This window comes from Methylobacillus methanolivorans, from assembly GCF_054588515.1.
Genome location: NZ_BAAILT010000004.1, coordinates 590,597 through 609,524 on the forward strand (window position 1 = coordinate 590,597; position 18,928 = coordinate 609,524).

At 53.7% G+C, this 18,928-nt stretch carries 20 protein-coding genes; 13 read left to right on the top strand and 7 right to left on the bottom strand.

All coding sequences use genetic code 11. From position 1 onward, the window contains the following. Window positions 1-62 precede the first annotated feature (62 nt). The 3 genes from LG202_RS12600 to LG202_RS12610 are packed head-to-tail and all read left to right on the top strand — an operon-like array spanning window position 63 to window position 5,876. Window positions 63-3,269: an efflux RND transporter permease subunit gene (locus tag LG202_RS12600; RefSeq protein WP_230348719.1), complete on the top strand. Its 3,207-nt coding sequence runs from the start codon at window positions 63-65 to the stop codon at window positions 3,267-3,269. Continuing rightward, window positions 3,259-4,437: an efflux RND transporter periplasmic adaptor subunit gene (locus LG202_RS12605; protein ID WP_230348720.1), complete on the top strand. Its 1,179-nt coding sequence runs from the start codon at window positions 3,259-3,261 to the stop codon at window positions 4,435-4,437. Before LG202_RS12600 ends, LG202_RS12605 begins: the two co-directional genes overlap by 11 nt. Continuing rightward, on the top strand, window positions 4,434-5,876 hold the full coding sequence (locus LG202_RS12610) for an efflux transporter outer membrane subunit (protein WP_230348721.1): 1,443 nt from the start codon (window positions 4,434-4,436) through the stop codon (window positions 5,874-5,876). Before LG202_RS12605 ends, LG202_RS12610 begins: the two co-directional genes overlap by 4 nt. Window positions 5,877-5,879: 3 nt before the next feature. Here the strand turns inward: LG202_RS12610 and LG202_RS12615 are convergent, their stop codons facing one another. The 6 genes from LG202_RS12615 to fae form a co-directional block, all read right to left on the bottom strand. Continuing rightward, window positions 5,880-6,707 carry an AraC family ligand binding domain-containing protein gene (locus LG202_RS12615; RefSeq protein ID WP_230348722.1) on the bottom strand — a complete coding sequence of 276 codons (828 nt, stop codon included), beginning with the start codon at window positions 6,705-6,707 and terminating at the stop codon, window positions 5,880-5,882. A 24-nt stretch (window positions 6,708-6,731) separates the two neighbouring features. After that, window positions 6,732-7,331: an ABC-type transport auxiliary lipoprotein family protein gene (locus tag LG202_RS12620; protein ID WP_230348723.1), complete on the bottom strand. Its 600-nt coding sequence runs from the start codon at window positions 7,329-7,331 to the stop codon at window positions 6,732-6,734. Window positions 7,332-7,339: 8 nt separating this feature from the next. Further along, window positions 7,340-8,290, bottom strand: coding sequence for an MlaD family protein (locus tag LG202_RS12625; protein ID WP_230348724.1), 951 nt, complete (start codon window positions 8,288-8,290; stop codon window positions 7,340-7,342). Between the two features lie 3 nt (window positions 8,291-8,293). After that, entirely contained in the window at window positions 8,294-9,067 is a 774-nt protein-coding gene (locus LG202_RS12630) for an ATP-binding cassette domain-containing protein (protein WP_230348725.1), read from the bottom strand. 18 nt (window positions 9,068-9,085) lie between these two features. Then, window positions 9,086-10,204 (bottom strand): ABC transporter permease, encoded by a 1,119-nt coding sequence (locus LG202_RS12635; protein WP_230348726.1) that lies wholly within the window; start codon window positions 10,202-10,204, stop codon window positions 9,086-9,088. A 111-nt stretch (window positions 10,205-10,315) separates the two neighbouring features. Beyond that, window positions 10,316-10,864: a formaldehyde-activating enzyme gene (gene fae / locus LG202_RS12640; protein WP_230348727.1), complete on the bottom strand. Its 549-nt coding sequence runs from the start codon at window positions 10,862-10,864 to the stop codon at window positions 10,316-10,318. 159 nt (window positions 10,865-11,023) lie between these two features. Between fae and LG202_RS12645 the strand changes: the two genes are divergently transcribed. From LG202_RS12645 to LG202_RS12655, 3 genes are read left to right on the top strand one after another with little or no spacing between them, the layout of a single operon-like run. Beyond that, a complete protein-coding gene (locus LG202_RS12645) occupies window positions 11,024-11,443 on the top strand; it encodes a secondary thiamine-phosphate synthase enzyme YjbQ (protein ID WP_230348728.1) in 420 nt (139 codons plus the stop codon). A gap of 3 nt (window positions 11,444-11,446) precedes the next feature. Beyond that, window positions 11,447-12,064, top strand: a complete 618-nt coding sequence (locus LG202_RS12650) for an NAD(P)H-dependent oxidoreductase (protein ID WP_230348729.1) — start codon at window positions 11,447-11,449, stop codon at window positions 12,062-12,064. After that, a complete protein-coding gene (locus LG202_RS12655; protein WP_230348730.1) occupies window positions 12,064-13,902 on the top strand; it encodes a monovalent cation:proton antiporter-2 (CPA2) family protein in 1,839 nt (612 codons plus the stop codon). Before LG202_RS12650 ends, LG202_RS12655 begins: the two co-directional genes overlap by 1 nt. A 35-nt stretch (window positions 13,903-13,937) precedes the next feature. Here the strand turns inward: LG202_RS12655 and LG202_RS12660 are convergent, their stop codons facing one another. After that, window positions 13,938-14,366 carry a CBS domain-containing protein gene (locus LG202_RS12660; RefSeq protein WP_230348731.1) on the bottom strand — a complete coding sequence of 143 codons (429 nt, stop codon included), beginning with the start codon at window positions 14,364-14,366 and terminating at the stop codon, window positions 13,938-13,940. A 183-nt stretch (window positions 14,367-14,549) separates the two neighbouring features. On the opposite strand from LG202_RS12660, the gene LG202_RS12665 reads away from it, so the two are divergent. The 7 genes from LG202_RS12665 to ruvA all read left to right on the top strand — a co-directional run bounded on the left by LG202_RS12665 (window position 14,550) and on the right by ruvA (window position 18,904). Then, complete coding sequence (locus LG202_RS12665; RefSeq protein ID WP_230348732.1) at window positions 14,550-15,062, top strand: MarR family winged helix-turn-helix transcriptional regulator; 513 nt, start codon at window positions 14,550-14,552, stop codon at window positions 15,060-15,062. Window positions 15,063-15,121: 59 nt separating this feature from the next. Beyond that, on the top strand, window positions 15,122-15,589 hold the full coding sequence (locus LG202_RS12670) for a YybH family protein (protein ID WP_230348733.1): 468 nt from the start codon (window positions 15,122-15,124) through the stop codon (window positions 15,587-15,589). Window positions 15,590-15,613: 24 nt separating this feature from the next. Beyond that, window positions 15,614-15,994, top strand: coding sequence for a YybH family protein (locus LG202_RS12675; protein ID WP_230348734.1), 381 nt, complete (start codon window positions 15,614-15,616; stop codon window positions 15,992-15,994). A 33-nt stretch (window positions 15,995-16,027) separates the two neighbouring features. Then, the gene (locus LG202_RS12680) at window positions 16,028-16,945 is read left to right on the top strand and encodes a DMT family transporter (RefSeq protein ID WP_230348735.1); all 918 of its coding nucleotides are present in this window, start codon (window positions 16,028-16,030) and stop codon (window positions 16,943-16,945) included. Window positions 16,946-17,055: 110 nt separating this feature from the next. Continuing rightward, window positions 17,056-17,781, top strand: a complete 726-nt coding sequence (locus LG202_RS12685) for a YebC/PmpR family DNA-binding transcriptional regulator (protein WP_230348736.1) — start codon at window positions 17,056-17,058, stop codon at window positions 17,779-17,781. Continuing rightward, window positions 17,781-18,323, top strand: a complete 543-nt coding sequence (gene ruvC, locus LG202_RS12690) for a crossover junction endodeoxyribonuclease RuvC (RefSeq protein WP_230348737.1) — start codon at window positions 17,781-17,783, stop codon at window positions 18,321-18,323. The genes LG202_RS12685 and ruvC overlap by 1 nt, the downstream gene beginning before the upstream one ends. Continuing rightward, the gene (ruvA, locus tag LG202_RS12695) at window positions 18,320-18,904 is read left to right on the top strand and encodes a Holliday junction branch migration protein RuvA (protein WP_230348738.1); all 585 of its coding nucleotides are present in this window, start codon (window positions 18,320-18,322) and stop codon (window positions 18,902-18,904) included. The genes ruvC and ruvA overlap by 4 nt, the downstream gene beginning before the upstream one ends. Window positions 18,905-18,928 lie beyond the last annotated feature (24 nt).

The window sequence follows — 18,928 nt, forward strand, 5'->3', positions numbered from 1 at the left end:
ATCTCTGAAATAATTGTTGACTAAATCAGTCTGTCAAAAGAATCCAGTGTGGTAAATCCTGTATGTTAGGCATAGTAAAAATCGCGCTCAGGCGCCCGTATACCTTTGTGGTCATGGCGATCCTCATTCTGATCGTGGGTGTGTTGTCGGCATTGCGCATGCCCACCGACATTTTCCCGGAAATTCGTATCCCCGTGATTGCGGTTGCTTGGCAATATGCCGGGATGTCCCCGGATCAGATGACCGGGCGCATCATGACGCCTTTCCAGCGTTCATTGACGACAACAGTCAACGATATTGAGCATATCGAGGCTAATTCTTATGCTGGGTTCGGTATCGTCAAGATTTTCTTCCAGCCAGGCGTTGATGTGGCAACGGCGAATGCGCAGGTGACGGCGATCTCGCAAACCATGTTGCGCTTATTGCCGCCTGGGACGCAGCCTCCGCTTATCCTCAATTATAACGCTTCCACTGTGCCTATCTTGCAGCTTGCCCTGGCAGGCAAAGGGCTGACAGAACAAAACCTTGCAGACTTGGGTATGAATGCGGTGCGGGTGCGGCTGGTATCCGTGCCGGGAGCAGCTATTCCCTGGCCATTCGGTGGCAAGTCACGCCAAGTGCAGATCGACTTGGACCCCGATGCCATGCAGGCGCGGGGGCTGTCTGGCCAGGATGTGGCGAATGCGCTTGCTGCACAGAACCTGATCTTGCCTGCCGGTACCCAGAAAATCGGCAATTTTGAATATACGATACAGCTCAATAATGCCCCATCGGCGTTGGAAGAGCTGGGCAATCTACCGGTCAAGGTGGTCAATGGTGCAACGGTGTATATCCGCGATGTGGCGCAGGTGCGTGACGGTAATCCACCTCAGACCAATCTGGTGCATGTGGATGGTGCGCGTTCGGTATTGATGTCGGTGCTCAAGAATGGTGCGACATCTACACTCGCGATTGTGGATGGTATTAAGTCCAAACTGGACGAAATCAGGCCAACCTTGCCTGATGAGCTGGAAGTCCGCCCCATCAACGATCAATCGATTTTCGTCAGCGCCGCGATCAAGGGCGTGGTGCTGGAGGGCTGTATTGCGGCCGCGCTGACCAGCATTATGATTCTGCTGTTCCTGGGTAGCTGGCGTTCTACGGTGATTATCGCAATCTCCATCCCATTATCCATTTTGGGTGCAATTGCCAGCTTGGCCTTGGTGGGGGAAACACTCAATATCATGACGCTGGGTGGGCTTGCGCTCGCCGTGGGTATCCTCGTGGATGATGCCACGGTGACGATAGAAAACATCAATTGGCACCTGGAGCAGGGGAAGCCGGTGGAACCTGCGATTCTTGATGGCGCGCGACAGATTGTGACGCCTGCGTTTGTCTCGCTCTTGTGTATTTGTATTGTGTTTGTGCCGATGTTCTTCCTGGAAGGGGTGTCGCGCTTCCTGTTCGTGCCGATGGCAGAGGCGGTGATGTTCGCGATGGTGAGCTCCTTCATCTTGTCGCGCACCTTGGTGCCGACCATGGCCAAATACCTGCTCAAGCCGCATGCTCCGCATACCGACCTGCATGGTAATAATCTGGTGTTGGCTCCGTCACGCAATCCTCTGGTGAGGTTCCAGCGTGGTTTTGAGGCGCGTTTTGAGCATTTCCGTGAAGGCTATCGTGGCATCTTGCTATTGATGCTGGCCAATCGCCGCAAGTTTATTGCGGGTTTCATGGCATTTATCTTGCTGAGTTTCGCGCTGGTACCGTTCCTGGGGCGTAATTTCTTCCCTGAGGTGGATGGCGGGCAGATTCTCATGCACGTACGCGTGCCTGTGGGTACGCGGCTTGAGGAAACAGCAGCCAAGTTTGCCAATATACAATCCGAGATTCGCAAGATCATCCCGGCTCATGAGGTCGAAACTATCGTCGACAACATTGGCTTGCCGATCAGCTCAATCAACCTTGCCTACAATAACACTGGCATCATGGGGGTGCAGGATGGCGATATCCAGATCGCCTTGAGTCGCGAGCACCAGCCAACCGCTGCTTACGTCAAGCGCTTGCGCGAGGAGCTACCGCGCCTGTTCCCGGATGCAACCTTTACCTTCCCTCCAGCGGATATCGTCAGCCAGATCCTGAATTTTGGCTCTCCAGCACCGATTGACCTGCAAATCCGTGGCAATAACCTGCAGGCTAATTTTGATTATGCCAACATGCTGGTGGCGGAAATCCGCAAGGTGCCCGGCATCGCTGACGTGCGTATACAGCAGTCGCGTCGTAATCCGGTGCTGAATGTCGATATTGACCGGGTGCGGGCGCAGGAGCTTGGCCTGACGACACGTGACGTGACCAATAACATGGTGGTCAACTTGGCTGGTAGTAGCCAGGTAGCCCCTACTTTCTGGCTGAACCCGGCGAATGGGGTTTCTTATCCTATCGTGATGCAAACGCCTCAATACAAAATGGATAGCCTGTCTGCGCTGGAAAACCTGCCGATCAATGGCAGTGTGCCGGGCACAACCTCACAAATCTTGGGTGGCTTGGCGACTTTCTCGCGTAGCAATGCCAACGCCTTGGTTAGCCAATATGACATTCAACCTATGGTGCAGATCAACGCTACTACCCAGGGACGTGATCTTGGTGCTGTGGCCAAGGAGATACGCCAGATCATGGATGCTCATGCCGACACGGTACCCAAGGGCTCTAGCGTTGCCTTGCTGGGTCAGGTCGAAACCATGGAGCATGCATTTTCTGGCCTGCTGTTTGGATTGGTGGGGGCGATTGCGCTGATCTATCTGTTGATCGTGGTGAACTTCCAATCATGGAGTGACTCATTCGTGATCGTCAGTGCCTTACCTGCGGCGATTGCTGGCATTGTCTGGATGCTGTTTGCAAGCTTTACCCCGTTATCCGTACCGGCATTGACCGGGGCGATCATGTGTATGGGGGTGGCGACTGCCAATAGCGTGTTGGTGATCAGCTTTGCACGCGAGCGCTTGGCAGAGCTGGGAAATGCGACCCAGGCCGCGATAGAAGCTGGTTTTGTACGCTTCCGTCCGGTATTGATGACTGCCCTGGCCATGATGATAGGGATGGCGCCGATGGCATTGGGCCTGGGCGAGGGTGGTGAGCAGAATGCACCGCTAGGGCGCGCAGTCATCGGCGGCCTGTTGTTTGCCACCATTACCACCCTGATTTTTGTGCCTGTGGTATTTAGCGTTGTTCACCGCAATTACCGCAAGCCCGTTGTCGAGAATTCGAGTTATGGAGAAGTAAATGTCATCTGATTTTAGCTCTACTGATCTTGGTGCCCCGCGCCGTACCGTGCGTCGAGGCAGCTTGATCATTGCCCTGGTGGCGATTGGAGTGGTGGCGTATGGTTTGACGATACGGGCCAAGGAAAGCGATGCCCTCAAGCAATGGACGAATGAGCAGTCCATTCCATCGGTAACCCTGGTGGAGCCTGTGCCGGGCAGTAATGTGAGCACCCTGGAATTGCCTGCCCGTCTTGAGGCATTTGCGCGTGCACCTATCTATGCGCGTGTGAATGGCTATTTGAAGCAATGGCATGTGGATATTGGTAGCCCGGTCAAGGCTGGCCAATTGCTCGGTGAGATTGAAACCCCGGACCTAGACCAGCAGTTGCTACAGGCCAAGGCCGATGTGGCGGCTGCCAAGGTGAATGCCGAATTGGCGGGAACTACTGCCAAACGTTGGCAATCCATGTTGAACACTGATTCTGTCTCCAAGCAGGAAGTCGACGAGCGCCTGGGCGATTACGCAGCCAAGCAGGCGCTCTTGCAAGCTGCCCAGGCAAACCTGGACCGCGTCCAAGCCAATAAGGGTTTCACTAGGCTAGTGGCGCCGTTTGATGGCATCGTGACTGCACGTCATACCGATATTGGTGCCCTCATCAATGCGGGTGAGGCTGCACAACCACTATTCGTGGTGTCTGATATGCGCAAACTGCGCCTTTATGTGAATGTGCCGCAAAGCTATGCGCCAGCATTGGGGCAGGGTACCTTGGCAAAGGTGACGATTCCAGGCCGCCCAGGCGTGGAATATTCTGCCAGCCTGGTGGCTTCGTCACGGGCCGTGGATGCGGCTTCTGGCACCACCCTGTTCCAGTTTTTGGTACCGAACAAAGAGGGCGAGCTGTTACCTGGCGGGTTTGCGCGTGCTGGCATTGAGCTGCCTGCCAGTCAAGCCACGTTGAGCATCCCGGCCAGTGCCATCATCTTCCGCCAGGATGGCTTGCGTGTTGCCACGCTGGGTGAGCATGACAAAGTTGTGCTGAAAACAGTCACCGTGGCGCGTGATTTGGGTAAAACCCTGGAAATCAGCACTGGCTTGGAAGCTGGCGATAAGCTGATAGACAGCCCTCCCGATGATATTACCGATGGCATGCAAGTGCGCGCTAATACGAAGGCTAACCAAGGGGCAGGCCAGTCATGAGCGTCAGGCAATATGCTTTGCTAGGCCTGGCGGCATTGCTTGGAGGCTGTTCGTTTGCTCCTGAGTTGAAATTGCCGGAAGTGCCGGTGGCCAGCGCCTACAAAGAGGCGCAACCTTGGGTGCCTGCCCAGCCGGCTGATCATTTGCCTCGTGGGGCTTGGTGGAAACTGTATGGCGATGCAGAGTTGGATGCATTGCAAGAGAAACTGCTGGCACACAGTCCAGACCTTGCAGCGGCACTGGCACGTTATCAGCAGGCGCTGGCTTACAGTGAGCAAGCCCGGGCTGGATTGTTTCCTACATTGTCTGCAAACGGGCAGGCTGGGCGTAACCGAGTTTCTGAGCATCGCCCGTTGGTACCACCCAATGCAGTTATCCCGCCTACCTACTCCAACTACAGCATAGGCTTGCAGGCTAATTATGAGCTGGATTTATGGGGGCGTGTACGCAACACCGTCAAAGCCGGGGTGGCCGAGGCTGGCGCGCGCGCGGCTGATCTTGAATCGGTGCGCTTGAGTTTGCAGGCCCAGCTCGCAGAAAATTTCATCGTGTTGCGTGGCTTGGATCAACAGCTCCATATTCTGGCAGAGACCGTACAAGCCAATGACAAGGCATTGGTGATTACCAAAACGCGCCACGATGCTGGCATTGTGCCTGGCCTAGACGTGAGCCGTGCCCAAACGCAGCTTGAAACCACACGTTCGCAGCTAGAGCAGGTGAAAGCGCAGCGTGCGGTGGTAGAGCATGCGATTGCAGCCCTGGTTGGCGACTCTCCCTCCAGCTTTGCTATCGCCAGTCGGCAGGATGTGATTGCCCTGCCGCAGATCCCGCTGGGTGTGCCCTCTACCTTGTTGCAGCGCAGGCCTGATATTGCCGCAGCACAGCGGCGGGTTACGGCTGCCAATGCCAATATTGGCGTGGCGAAAACTGCGTACTTCCCGGCGTTGAGCTTGAGCGCGGCTTTTGGTTACCAAAGTGTTTCTACCGGGAACTGGTTGAGTGCGCCTAGTAATTTCTGGTCGATTGGCCCCGGTATGCTATTCCAGCTCTTTGATGGTGGGCGGCGCAAAGCCCAGGTCGCCCAGGCTGAAGCTATGCTGGACGAAACCGGTGCGCGCTATCGCGGTGTAGTGCTGGAAGCTTTTCAGCAGGTGGAAGACAACCTGGCGCGCCTCAACCATTACCAATCTGCCGCGGATGCCGAGCGAGCAGCGGCAGAAGCTGCGCAGAAATCGATGGATTTTGCGATGAACCGTTATCGTGAAGGGGCTGCCAACTACCTGGAGGTTACCTCGGCACAAACGCAGGCCTTGGATACCCAGCGTGCGCTGTTGACGCTCAATGTCAGCCAGTTACGTGCCAGCGTGGATTTGATCCGTGCCTTGGGTGGTGGTTGGCAAGAGCAAGAAGCGCCGGCTACTGCTGCTAGTCTACAGTGAGGATTATTGCGACGCTGGTTTGTCTTGTGACCAGCGCGTCAGGTAATTACTTGGCGACTCTCCCATTGAGCGCGAAAACATACTGGTGAAACCCGCGGTGCTCTCATAACCCAGCGCCAGTGCAATATTGGTGACGCTGGCGCCTTCAATCAACATCTCGACGGCTCTGATCAGGCATAGCTGTTGGCGCCAGGCGGAGAACGTCATGCCGGTTTCCTTCTGGAACAAGCGTGCGAGCGTCCGTGTGCTGGCTCCGGCAAGCTGCGACCATTCTTCAATATTGCGATTATCACCGGGGTTCTGATGCAGGCGTTCCGTCACGCGACGTAAACGCTGATCGCGGCCTTCTGGCAGGAAAAGCGGCGCTTGCTGGGCAATACTGATCTGGTCGACCAACACGCGCATTAATCTGTGCTCAGGCCCATCAAGCGAATACTGGTTATTGATCGCCACGGCCTGCGAGACCAGTTCGCGTAGCAACGGGGTCAGCTTGATGACGCAACAGCGTGTAGGCAAGGTGTCCAGCCACTTCGGAGAGATCAATACAGTCTGCATTTCTGACATTTGCGTATAGGTGACGCTATGCATCGCAGCGCTGGGGATCCAGCAGGCACGGCCTGGGGGGGTAATCCAGGAGCCATCGCGTGTTTGCACGCGCATGCTGCCCGAAGTCACGAACATCAATTGTCCGCGCTGGTGCGCATGAGTTTCAACCTGCCAGTGCTTGGAATAGCGGCCCACTCGGGCGACAACCGGCAATGGAGAAAGGTCCGGATCTGGGCCTATGCCGTTGAGGTCAGTGAAGACTGGGTAAACTGTGATCTCTGTCATGTTGCAGGTAACTGCTCAAGAGGCTCATGGCAGCGTGCTGGATTGGCATTCACTGAACGACTGACTGGTTTGCTTCGCCCAATCAGCGGCCTGCTGCAATGCTTGCGTACTGGCGACATTCAATGCTGCAACGCCCCCGCGGGCATCGGCACTTTGTGCAGCGCTCTGCGCGGAGAGTAAGGTGGAAGCGAGTTGTTTACGTGAGCGCCTGTCAATCAGGCCGGCTTGTAGCTGCACTACCCCATGGCTGCTGCTGGCGCTATCAAATACCTGGTCAAATGCCACAATCTGCAGTTTTACGTTACAACTTGTATTGTGAGAGGGCGCATTGACAATCTTTTGACGCAACAACTCAGCAGGCAAGGTAGACCAGCGGCTTTCTGTATAGCCGAATACCTGGGTTGGATTCTTGTCGTTGAGGCGGTAGCGGATATTGCTATGTTGGATGGCATCCGTGGCACTCAGCTGCTCGATGGGCAGGTCAAAACTCACGCGATTTTCATTAGATTGCAAGCCGAAATCATAAAAGTCTAATTGCTTGGTCTCAGGCTTGATTGAGCTGACGCAGGCATTGAGACCGAGTGTTGCCAGCAACAGGAATGCAATAGGTGGGGTGATGTGCATGGGATACCTCATTGAGCGGGTTTGAAGCCAGATTCGCCTGGGCCAGGGCGCAGCGTCGGTTTACCAAAAATCAGGCTTTGCGGGTTTTCTTCCAGCATATCCAACAGTCGTCTGATACGGCGTGCATCGTCATTGGCAGTGACTGTCAGTTCATTAATACCAGGCAGGGTTTCGTTATTGAGCGTGTCACCTATCAGGCTAACACTTTGGCGGAAGTCACCAGACATGCCGCGTATGTCCTGCACAGTGGCGGTTAGCTCATTGAGCAAGGGTGTGGCGGCCTGCGTGGCTTGTTGCAGGTTATCCAATGTTTGCGTCAGGTGCTGCTGATTTTGTGCTGACATGAATTTGCTGGCCTTGCCGAAGGCATCATTGGCAGATACCAGCGTTTCACCTAGCTTGGATGAAGCCTGCTCAAGATTGGCAAGGGTCTGGTTCAGGCTTTGTACGTCAATACTTTGCATCACAGTGTTGGCTTGCTCGATGGTGGAGACACCGTGGTTGACGAACGCTTCTACCTTGTCCACCAACTGCGGCACGCGCTCGGAAATGCGGTCTATGAGCGAAGGGCGCATAGTGATGAGCGAGCCAGGGGCCAGTTGTTCGCCATCGTCATTCAGGTCGTTGAGATCGATATAGGCAAGCCCCGTCACCCCTTGCGCGCGTAATTCTGCATAGGCGTCCTTGGTCAGATGTAGTTTTTCATCGACGCGGATGGTGATCTCGATCGATGATTGCGAGTTGGGGTCAAGCGATATATCGGATACCTTGCCGACATTGACGCCACGGAATTTTACCGAGGCTTCCTGGCTGAGGCCGGTCACTGGTTGTTTCGAGATAATCTTGTATTCCGTGAATGCTTGGCGCGTGCCACTCATCCACCAGAATGCAAAGGCGAGAATGCCGATCAGGATGAGGGTAACAATGCCAACGGCAAGGGCGTGAGCGCGATTTTCCATAAATTATCCAGTTCTCTCCAAGCGAATGCGTACACCTTGGAAAAAGTGTTGCACAAAGGGATGGTCAATATTACCTAGCTCGCGCAGGCCGCAATTGGCGACTATGCGTTTGTCAGCGAGCACGGCGACCTTGTCGGTGAGTGATACCAAGGTGTCTAGGTCGTGCGTGACGAAGATCACCGTCAAGCCTAGGGCATGTTTGATGCTCTTGATCAATTCGACAAATTTCTCGCTGCGGTCCGGGTCCAGCCCCGCAGTTGGCTCGTCCAGCAGCAATAGCTCTGGTTCTAGCGCTAATGCACGTGCCAGAGCGACACGTTTGATCATGCCGCCGGATAGCTGCGAAGGCAACCTTGAGCCTGTATCCAGCTCCAGTTCTACCAATGATAGTTTGTGTAGTACCAATTGATGAATGGTGGCTTCGTCGAATTGCCTGAGTTCACGCAGCGGGAAAGCAATGTTGTCATATACGCTCAAGGCGGAAAACAGTGCGCCTTGCTGAAACAGCATGCCGAGCCGGTTCATCAGGCGTTGTTGCGGTACACGATCCATCGCATGCAGGTTCTTGCCAAAAAGTAGCACCTCACCTTTGGTCGGGCGAGTCAGGCCGACAATGTGCCTGAGCAGTGTGGTCTTGCCGCTCCCTGAACCGCCTACCAGCGAGACGATTTCACCTGCATTGATAGTCAAGTCTAGATCCTGGTGCACAACATTGCTACCGAACACGGTCCAGACCTGCTTGATTTCACAGATCGGGTGTAACTGTTTTTCTGTCATATGCTCTGCCATGGGTGCCTATACCCCAATACCGCTGGTGAGAATGGCAAAAGCGGCGTCGATCAGGATGACGCAGGTGATCGCCGTGACGACTGAGCTGGTGGTGCTGCGGCTCAAGCTTTCGGTATTTGGCTTAATGCGCAGGCCAAAGTGGCAGGCCATGACTGCGACGATAAAGCCGAACATGAAGCCCTTGATGATGCTGAGCGTGATGTTGACCGGTTGTACCACCGCTGCCAGATAGTCGAAGAAGAAGCGGAATCCAAGGCCTAGCTCAAGGTTCGCAGAGAGCGCACCGCCGAACAAGGCCCAGCAAGAAGTCCATATCACCAGGAATGGAGCGATGAAAGTGAGTCCGAGCACTTTGGGCAGCACCACACGCAGAATGCGGGAAATGCCCATGGTGGCCAGTGCATCAATCTCCTCGGTGACGCGCATAACGCCGATCTGTGCCGCCATGGCAGAGCCAGAACGCCCTGCGATCAATACTGCCATGAGGATAGGACCTAATTCTCGAATGACGGCCAGCCCGAGAATGTTGACGATGAAGATGTCTGCGCCAAAGGTGCGTAGCTGGGTTGCCATCAGGTAACTCATGGCAATCCCAATCATGAACCCAAGCAGCGCTGTGACGGGTAAAGCTGTTACACCGCTTTTGTAAATATTGGCGCTGAACTCGCGCCAAGGGAAATCCTGCGGCCGGCGTAAGAGGTAGCCTAACTCCAATATCAACAGCCCGATTAACTTGACGAAGTCGACGATATGGCTGGAGAGGAACATCGTCAGTTTGCCGGCTCCGGCAATCAGTCTAAGCCAGTCAAAACGTGGTGGCTTGTGATCATCCTTGGCCGCAATGCTGGCCAAAGTATCAAATAAGGTGGCTTGTTCTTCAGTCAGCGTAACGCGGTTTTCCAGTTGGCCTTGCCAACCATTCCATAAGACTGCTGCACCAGCGGTATCCAGCTGTTCGACCTGGGTCAGGTCCCACTGCATCTTGGCATCGGCAAAGTACGGTTTGAGCGCCCGGCGTAACTGGGAAAAGTCATTATCTAGGTCGCGCAAGGACCATTGACCATGCAGGGCAATGCGTTTTGCGCCCTGGGGTGTTTGCTCTACCTGAAAACTTGCTGCAGCCATAGCATCCTTTGTTGAGGGTAGTGCCAGTGACAAGACTGGTATTGCATCGGCAATCTCAGTCTTGCCGATGCGTTCTTTATAGCATGGGGGATGACAATTGCCTCTTGCTATTTATATTTTGCCGTCCAGGCCCATCTGGAAATATTTGTGGACGATCTTCTCCTGGTTTTCCAGCAGCCAGTCGATATCCGGCTTGTTGCTCATTGCCTTGTGGATGGCGTTGGCTGTGGCCTTGCGGTGGATATCAAACAGGATCTTGTGATCCAGGTTGTCTTGTTCGACCACGATAGGGTTGAGCCAGACCGAGACGATGATGCCGAGGTCATTGGCTTTTTCCTTAGGGATGTCGCCATTACGCACCGCATCCAGCACACCATTGGCGATCGCGGCTTGCACGGTGCCCATGAGGATGTTGGTATAGCGCTCGTTCTTGACGGTGACCTTGCTAACCATGATGGTGGCAGGGCGGACCATAATGTCGGTGTTGAGGATGGCAAGTACACGGGAGTGGCCTTTCACTTGGTCGCCGAGCAACGTGCCGAAGGCTGTCCCCATAGGGCCGTCCATCTCGCCTATGATGACTTCAGGCTCTGCTGCCGTCCCTGGAGGGCCTCCCGCTACTAGGGCCTCACCGACGCGCATGAAAATCTTGTCACTCACTTGTTTCTCCTTACTGATGAAATGGAATAGATAACGAAAATAATCGATCGGTTACTTTTAACTGAAATCCGCGGTAATTGCAAAAATGCTGGTAGACCACTCAATGACAACAGCGGCAGGCTATAATTTCCCGGCTTACTATTTTTAAAGGCAAAACCCATGAAAAGTTACCGTAAAGAGCTGTGGTTCAATGCGCCTTCGCGCGTGGCATTTATCAACATTACACACGAAGTCGAGGCCTGTTTGCGCGAGAGCGGCGTCAGGGAAGGGATGGTGTTGGTGAATGCCATGCACATTACTGCCAGCGTCTTTATCAATGACGATGAATCCGGTTTGCATCATGACTACCGCGAATGGCTGGAACGCCTTGCACCGCATGAGCCTATTCGCAATTATCGCCACAATGATACTGGCGAAGATAATGCCGATGCGCATATGAAGCGCCAGGTGATGGGACGTGAAGTAGTCGTGGCAGTGACTGACGGGCAGCTGGACTTTGGCCCGTGGGAACAGATTTTTTACGGTGAGTTCGATGGGCGTCGCAACAAGCGCGTCTTGGTCAAGATTATTGGTGAATAAGCCTTGAAACAGCGTGTGCTGGTGATCGTGGCGCATCCGGCGCTGGAAAGCTCTCGCGTGAATCGCGCTTTGCTGGAGTCGGCGTGGCAATGTGATGGCGTTAAAGTGCATGATCTTTATGCGCGCTACCCAGAGCAGATGATTGATGTGCAGCACGAGCAGGCTCTGGTCGATGAGCACGATGTGCTGGTGTTTCAGCATCCGATGTATTGGTATTCCTGCCCAGCCTTGCTCAAGAGCTGGTTCGACTCTGTGCTGAGTTACGGCTGGGCATATGGTGATCATGCCACCAAGCTGACAGGGAAGGCCTGGGTGCAGGTGGTTTCCACTGGCGGTTCGGAAATCGTTTATCAGAGGCGTGGATACAATTGCTTTTCCATCGCCGAGCTGTTGCGGCCATTCGAGCAGACAGCACGGTTATGCAACATGCGCTATCTACAGCCGTTCCTGACCCAGGCGGCAGATACTTTGAGCGATGAGGCATTGCGTGAGCATGCTGCTCATTATGCGGCATGGTTGATGCAACTAACCGAGGCAAATAGACCGCCGCAGGTTGATAGCCTCCAGGTGGAGGAGGCTGAGTATTTGGTAGCTGCCAATACAAAGCTAGAGGCATCCTGATGGCTGAAGTACATATTCCCTCCTTGTTGCTCGAAAGTGCCATCTACCTTGGTGCTGCTGTGCTGGCTGTGCCTATTTTTCGGCGAATCGGGCTTGGTTCTGTGCTGGGCTACCTGTTTGCTGGCATCGTGATCGGCCCTTGGGGCTTGTCTTTGGTGGCAGATACCGAGTCGGTCATGCATTTTTCTGAATTTGGCGTGGTCATGATGTTGTTCTTGATCGGCCTGGAGATCGAGCCTGATAAGTTGATGACCTTGCGCATGCCGATTTTTGGCATGGGTGGCTTGCAGGTCGTGATCACCGCAGCGCTGGTGTATGCCGCTGGCATTGCTTTCGGTTTGGATTGGCGCTTGTCGTTGGTGGTCGGTATGGGGGTAGCCATGTCGTCGACGGCGATTGCCATGCAGGTGCTTGCTGAACAGGGGGCGTTGAATCGTCCGTCTGGACGCTCTGCGTTCTCGGTGCTGTTATTCCAGGATCTTGCGGTCATTCCTATCATGATCCTGTTGCTGGTGATCGCACCGGGCGCTCACACTGCGCATGGTGTGCACATGGACTGGCTCGCCATTCTCAAGGCGGTATCCTTGGTTGTACTGCTTGTGCTGGGTGGGCAATACCTGCTGCGACCAGTGTTGCGGTACGTCGCCAACACAGGGTTGCGCGAGATTTTCATTGCCTTCGCCTTGTTTCTCATTATTGGCGTTTCCATCCTGATGACGTTGGTTGGCCTTTCCATGGCCTTGGGCGCTTTCATTGCGGGTGTCTTGCTGGCGGATTCCGAGTATCGGCAAGAACTGGAGTTGGATATAGAGCCTTTCAAGGGACTGCTGTTGGGGTTGTTCTTTATTTCGGTGGGCATGTCCGTCAACCTTGATTTGGTGTTGCAGCAGCCGGGGCTGGTGATTGGTTTGGCGCTGGGGTTTGTGCTTTTCAAGTTGCTGTTGCTGTTCGGTCTTGCCAAGGCATTCAAGCTGGATAATGCCGGAGGGCTCATGTTTGCCGTGACTTTGTCGCAGATCGGCGAGTTTGCCTTTGTGATCTTTGGCGCGGCACTGGATGCCAAGGTGATTCGTTATGAACACGGTGCATTGCTGAATTCAGTGGTGGCGGTATCTATGGTCACCACTCCTTTGCTGTTGCTAGGGTTTCACGCGGTATATCGACGTCGCTTGCAGCAGCGACGCAAGGATGGGCGGCATGACGAGTTTGACCAGGAACGTCCAGTCATTGTGGCGGGTTTTGGTCGTGTGGGGCAGGTGATAACCCGGCTGTTGACCAGTGTTGGCGTAGAGCCTACCGTGATTGAGCACGACCCTAACCAGATCGAGTTGATGCGTGGTTTTGGCTATCGCGCATATTACGGCGACATTACGCGGCCTGATGTCTTGAGGGCTGCAGGCATTGCGCGCGCAAAATTGTTGATATTGGCAATAGATGACGCGGAGGAAGCCTTGGAGACTGCACGTTATGTGCGCGAATACTATCCCGATGTGAAAATCCTGGCGCGTGCACGTAACCGGACCTATGCCTTCGACTATATGGATCTCGGCATTGATTGTGTGCGGGAGACTTTCCTGAGTGCCGTGCACCTGGGAGAAAAGGCATTGCGGGAAATGGGCTATTCTCCGTTCGATGCCTATGGCAAGGCTTGGCGCTTCCGTCAGGGTGATGAAAAAATGATGCGGGATGTGCATCCTATCCACACCGATATGCAGCAGGTGGTGTCTTACACCGTACGTGCACGGCAAGATTTGCAACGTACCTTGATGCGTGAAACCGAGGAGGCTGCGGCAAATCCTGGGCACAATGCTTGGGAAGGCCAGAACACATCCAGTTAATGCCTGCGTCCACCCTTAGGTGGGCGCAGCCATCGCTAACTTTGGATATAACTTTCCAATTGTTTGATCAGGAACTCTTGATAAGCAATGGTTTCCTTTACCAGATCGCCGATGGAGAGCAGCCCGATCAATTGATCATTCTCCAATACTGGCAAATGGCGAATGCGTTTGCCTGACATCAGGTTCATGCAGTGGTCAACCGTATCATCTGGACTGACCGTGATGAGTTGCACTGACATAATGTCGCCTACTGTCGTGGTCTTGGATGTTTTACCCTTGATGACTACCTCACGCGCGTAATCACGCTCGGAAAAGATACCCACCATTTTGTCACGCTGCATGACGACTAATGCGCCGATATGATGCTCAGCCATGAGTAGCAAAGCGTCATAAACCAGGCTCTCTGGTGATACTGAATAAATGGTGCTGCCTTTGGTTTCCAGAACTTGCCTCACGGTTTTCATGTTGGCTCCTCCTTACGTTTTCTTATTGGCGTGGGATCAATATACACCTTATTGATGCAGGGTTAAATGGTTGAGCCAGCAACAGAATGTCAGTGCAGGCATCAGGTTGCTCTGGCATGAAGGTGCCGAATAGTATTGGATTTGATTGACATAATTAGCTGGCTAATTATAATTCGACTAATCATGTTGCAACTTAGAGACCTCCCCAGCCAAGCGGTGCTTGATAAATTTTCTGCACGTTATCCAGAAGCGGATGTCAGTGCAGTATCGTCCTTTTTGCATTTATTAAGAGTAGCTAGTGATCTTTCACTGGCTTTGGATGCTTGTCTCAGTCAGCATGGTTTACTGCAAGGGCGCTGGTGGGTGCTTATCTTGCTCATGCGCGAAGACCAGGGAGTTTCATTGCCTTCGGTACTGGCGGAAAAAGCGGGAGTAAGTCGTGCCACCATGACTGGCTTGCTCGATGGTCTGGAGCGCGATAGCCTGGTTGAACGTATTTTCGATACGGATGATCGCAGGCGGGTATCGATACGCCTGACTGCGCAAGGGCAGGAGAAGCTGGATCAGGTCATGCCGGATTATTACACGCGTCTACGGCATTGTATGGCTGGCGTGAGTGAGGCAGAGCGGGCAGTGCTTAACGACATTCTGCACAAGTTAAATGTCGGTATAGCGGCGTTTGATGTTGCCAAATAGTGGGGCAGCGTTAGTGTAAGTGTATTTATATCAATATTATTCAAGAGAGGAGCACCATCATGAAGATCAGCAAGGTGATAGTGGCAGTGGTATTGCTGGCGTTGGTTAGTGTCGCTGCGGTTGCAGTGTATCAATGCAATGCCAAGCCTAACGAGGAAGAGGCCAAGGCCATCGTCAATAAGCTTAATGGCGCATGGGATGAGGCGTTTGCCCAAGCTTCTGCCGGTACTTTGGCGACTTATTACGATGCCAATGGCAGCTTGCTGCCTGCCGGTGGTGAGCAGGTAACAGGGAGTAAGGCGATTGCTGATTTCTGGTCCGGCTTGTTTGCGAAGGGATTTGCTGAACACCAGATCACCAATGTCGAAACCGGTATTGTTGGTAACACGTTGTACCAGCGTGGCAAGTGGAGCGCAGTGCTTAAGAGTGCAGATAGCGAACCACAACAATTCAGCGGCAATTTGCATATCCTCTACAAAAAGCAGGATGACGGTAGCTGGAAAATCCTCACGCATACCTGGAATTAATTTTTAGACCATAAAGGAATCACGATGTCGAATAACGATTTCAAGGCGACGGCCCAGCAGCTTAACCAAGCATGGGATGCCGCTTTTAATGCCAAGGATCATGCATTGGTCACATCTTTCTACGATGATGCAGCAACTGTATTGCCTGCTGGTGCGGCGCAAATTACCGGCAAGGAAGCGCTGTTGGGTTTCTGGAAAACCTCTATTGCCCAAGGCATCATTGATCACAAGCTGGAGTTGCTAGAGGCTGGGGCTGATGCCAACCTGGCATTCCAGCGTGGTCACTGGAGTGCTGCCGTCATTGATGCGCAAGGCAATCGTCAGAGCTTCAATGGTAATGTGCATTTGCTTTACAAGAAGCAGGCAGATGGCAACTGGAAGCTATTCAGCCATATCTGGAATTAAAGCTTAACTTAAGGCCCTGGGCCAGGAATCGACATGAACGCGGGAACCTCGACCACGGTGAAGGCCTTTGCAGCATTGCTGCTGCTGGCGATCCTGTGGGGCTATAACTGGGTGGTGATGAAGCATGCGCTGGATTATGCGGGTGCTTTCCAGTTTGGTGCCATGCGTACTTTTTATGGTGCCATGTGCTTGTTTGCGCTGCTGATATTGATGCGCAAGCCACTCAAGCCCCGCGAGCTTCCCACCCTGATCTGGCTTGGGGTATTACAGACCTGTGGCTTTACAGGCCTGATCATCTGGGCCTTGGTCGAAGGCGGAGCAGGCAAGACAGCCGTGCTGACTTACACCATGCCGTTCTGGGTCATGGTGTTGGCCTGGCCATTGTTGGGTGAGAAAATCCGCGGTATTCAGTGGCTGGCGGCGCTATTTTCGGTAATGGGCTTGCTGTTTATCCTTGACCCCCTGCATCTTGGTGCTGACCTTTTCAGCATGATGCTGGCGATACTGGGTGGGGTATTCTGGGCAATCTCGGTGATTGTGGCCAAAAAGTTGCACCATCGGGTGCCAGACCTTGACCTGATGTCGCTCACTGCCTGGCAGATGCTGTTTGGCTCGTTGCCCTTGGTGGCGATCGCCTTTATCGTGCCGGCTCCGCCGATAGACTGGAGCATGAACTTCATTGGCGCTGTGCTATTCAATGCCGTGCTGTGTAATGCCTTGGCCTGGCTGCTTTGGCTCTATGCCCTGCAGCACTTGCCTGCCGGTATTGCCAGTATGACTTCGCTGCTGGCGCCTGTGATTGGTGTGCTCGCGGCCTGGATGCAACTCGGCGAAGAGCCTAGCCATGGCGAGGTGGTGGGAATGTTGTTGATAGGCGCGGCCTTGTTGATTATTTCTTTGCAGAGTATGACTCGCAAGAAAGAGGTTGACCCTGCCATGGGTCAGGATTAAATCAATCCACAGCCTGCATCAGTGGGCTGTGCATGTCTTATTTTCACCCAGTCCTCTATGGTAAAATCCGTCAGGTTTTTTGCACAATTCGCAATCAAAGGATTTTACACATGGCAGGGCATTCCAAATGGGCCAACATCCAGCACCGTAAAGGTCGCCAGGATGCTAAGCGTGGCAAGATTTTCACCAAGCTGATCAAGGAAATCACTGTATCTGCGCGCCTCTCGGGCGGTGATCTCAATTTCAATCCGCGCTTGCGCGCTGCCGTGGCAGAAGCCAAGGAGCAGAACATGCCTGCCGATAACATCACGCGGGCGATCAAGCGTGGTACTGGCGAGCTTGAGGGCGTCAACTACGAAGAAATCCGTTATGAAGGTTATGGTATTGGTGGCGCTGCCATCATTATTGACTGCCTGACCGATAACAAGCAGCGCGCAGTCGCTGATGTGCGTCATGCCTTGAGCAAAAACGGCGGCAATCTCGGCACTGATGGTTCTGTTTCTTTCATGTTCAAGCACTGCGGCGTGTTGGTGTTTGAGCCAGGTACTAGCGAAGATCAAGTGATGGAAGCCGCACTGGAAGCCGGTGCGGAAGATGTGGTGGCAGATGAGGATGGCAGCATCGAAGTGATTACTTCACCTGGTGACTTCACAGCGGTGAAAGAGGCATTGGAAGCGGCAGGTCTGAAGCCGGTATTGGCTGAAGTGACGATGAAGCCGGATAACGAAACCGTATTTAGTGGTGAAGACGGTGCCAAGATGCAGAAGCTGCTGGATGCACTGGAAGATCTCGATGACGTGCAGGATGTCTACACGACTGCCGTGATCGAGGAGTAATGACAACGCGCATCCTCGGTATCGACCCCGGCCTGCGCTTGACGGGATTCGGAGTGATTGAAAAAACCGGCGAGAAGCTTGCCTATATTGCGAGTGGCACCATCAAGACGACTACTGGCAAAGGCAGTGAAATCGAGGATTTGCCAACCCGGCTCAAGATCATCCTTGATAGCATTGCCGAAGTGATCGCCAGCTACCAGCCGCAGCAGGCTGCCATTGAGAAAGTGTTTGTCAACGTTAATCCCCAGTCCACCTTGTTGCTAGGCCAGGCGCGCGGTGCTGCGATCAGTGCGCTGGTGTTGCAGAATCTACCGGTGGCGGAATACACGGCCTTGCAAGTCAAGCAATCCGTGGTTGGCAATGGCCATGCCGCGAAGGATCAGGTGCAGGAGATGGTCAAGCGTTTGCTCAATCTGCCTGGCCTGCCCCGACCAGATTCGGCAGATGCGTTGGCTTGTGCGATTTGTCATGCACATGGTGGGCAGGGCTTGGGTAAATTGGCAACGGCAGGATTCAGGGTAAAGGGTGGCAGGTTAATATGATTGCAAGATTAAGCGGTATCCTGATTGAGAAAACCCCACCGCAGGTGGTGATTGATTGTCATGGCGTAGGTTATGAATGCGAAGTGCCCATGAGTACTTTCTATAACCTGCCAGCCACGGGTGAAAAAGTCGTGTTATTGACCCAGTTCATCGTGCGTGAGGATGCGCAACTGTTGTATGGCTTTGGTTCTGAGCAAGAGCGTGCAACTTTCCGACAATTGCTCAAGGTGAATGGTATAGGAGCAAAGTCAGCGCTTGCTATCCTTAGCGGCCTTTCTGTTGATGATCTTGCTCAGGCCGTGGCTTTGCAGGAAACCGGGTTGCTGACCAAGGTGCCTGGCATAGGCAAGAAAACAGCCGAGCGCCTGCTGCTGGAACTCAAGGACAAGTTTTCTATTGATGGCGGAGCTGCGTTGGCCGGTGTGAATCAGGCTAAATCAGCCAGTGGAGACGTGCTCAATGCCCTGCTGGCGCTAGGTTACAACGAGCGCGAAGCGTTGGCAGCCGTGAAGCAATTGCCTGCTGATACCTCGGTGACTGAAGGCATCAAGCTTGCCCTCAAGTCGCTGGCTAAGAGCTAGTGGCACCTATGCTCATCATGAAGC

Excerpts from the sequence above, each read along its gene's own strand:
- LG202_RS12600 (WP_230348719.1), top strand. The coding sequence starts at position 63 with ATGTTAGGCATAGTAAAAATCGCGCTCAGGCGCCCGTATACCTTTGTG.
- LG202_RS12605 (WP_230348720.1), top strand. The coding sequence starts at position 3,259 with ATGTCATCTGATTTTAGCTCTACTGATCTTGGTGCCCCGCGCCGTACC.
- LG202_RS12610 (WP_230348721.1), top strand. The coding sequence starts at position 4,434 with ATGAGCGTCAGGCAATATGCTTTGCTAGGCCTGGCGGCATTGCTTGGA.
- LG202_RS12615 (WP_230348722.1), bottom strand. The coding sequence starts at position 6,707 with ATGACAGAGATCACAGTTTACCCAGTCTTCACTGACCTCAACGGCATA.
- LG202_RS12620 (WP_230348723.1), bottom strand. The coding sequence starts at position 7,331 with ATGCACATCACCCCACCTATTGCATTCCTGTTGCTGGCAACACTCGGT.
- LG202_RS12625 (WP_230348724.1), bottom strand. The coding sequence starts at position 8,290 with ATGGAAAATCGCGCTCACGCCCTTGCCGTTGGCATTGTTACCCTCATC.
- LG202_RS12630 (WP_230348725.1), bottom strand. The coding sequence starts at position 9,067 with ATGACAGAAAAACAGTTACACCCGATCTGTGAAATCAAGCAGGTCTGG.
- LG202_RS12635 (WP_230348726.1), bottom strand. The coding sequence starts at position 10,204 with ATGGCTGCAGCAAGTTTTCAGGTAGAGCAAACACCCCAGGGCGCAAAA.
- LG202_RS12645 (WP_230348728.1), top strand. The coding sequence starts at position 11,024 with ATGAAAAGTTACCGTAAAGAGCTGTGGTTCAATGCGCCTTCGCGCGTG.
- LG202_RS12655 (WP_230348730.1), top strand. The coding sequence starts at position 12,064 with ATGGCTGAAGTACATATTCCCTCCTTGTTGCTCGAAAGTGCCATCTAC.
- LG202_RS12660 (WP_230348731.1), bottom strand. The coding sequence starts at position 14,366 with ATGAAAACCGTGAGGCAAGTTCTGGAAACCAAAGGCAGCACCATTTAT.
- LG202_RS12665 (WP_230348732.1), top strand. The coding sequence starts at position 14,550 with ATGTTGCAACTTAGAGACCTCCCCAGCCAAGCGGTGCTTGATAAATTT.
- LG202_RS12670 (WP_230348733.1), top strand. The coding sequence starts at position 15,122 with ATGAAGATCAGCAAGGTGATAGTGGCAGTGGTATTGCTGGCGTTGGTT.
- LG202_RS12675 (WP_230348734.1), top strand. The coding sequence starts at position 15,614 with ATGTCGAATAACGATTTCAAGGCGACGGCCCAGCAGCTTAACCAAGCA.
- LG202_RS12680 (WP_230348735.1), top strand. The coding sequence starts at position 16,028 with ATGAACGCGGGAACCTCGACCACGGTGAAGGCCTTTGCAGCATTGCTG.
- LG202_RS12685 (WP_230348736.1), top strand. The coding sequence starts at position 17,056 with ATGGCAGGGCATTCCAAATGGGCCAACATCCAGCACCGTAAAGGTCGC.
- ruvC (WP_230348737.1), top strand. The coding sequence starts at position 17,781 with ATGACAACGCGCATCCTCGGTATCGACCCCGGCCTGCGCTTGACGGGA.
- ruvA (WP_230348738.1), top strand. The coding sequence starts at position 18,320 with ATGATTGCAAGATTAAGCGGTATCCTGATTGAGAAAACCCCACCGCAG.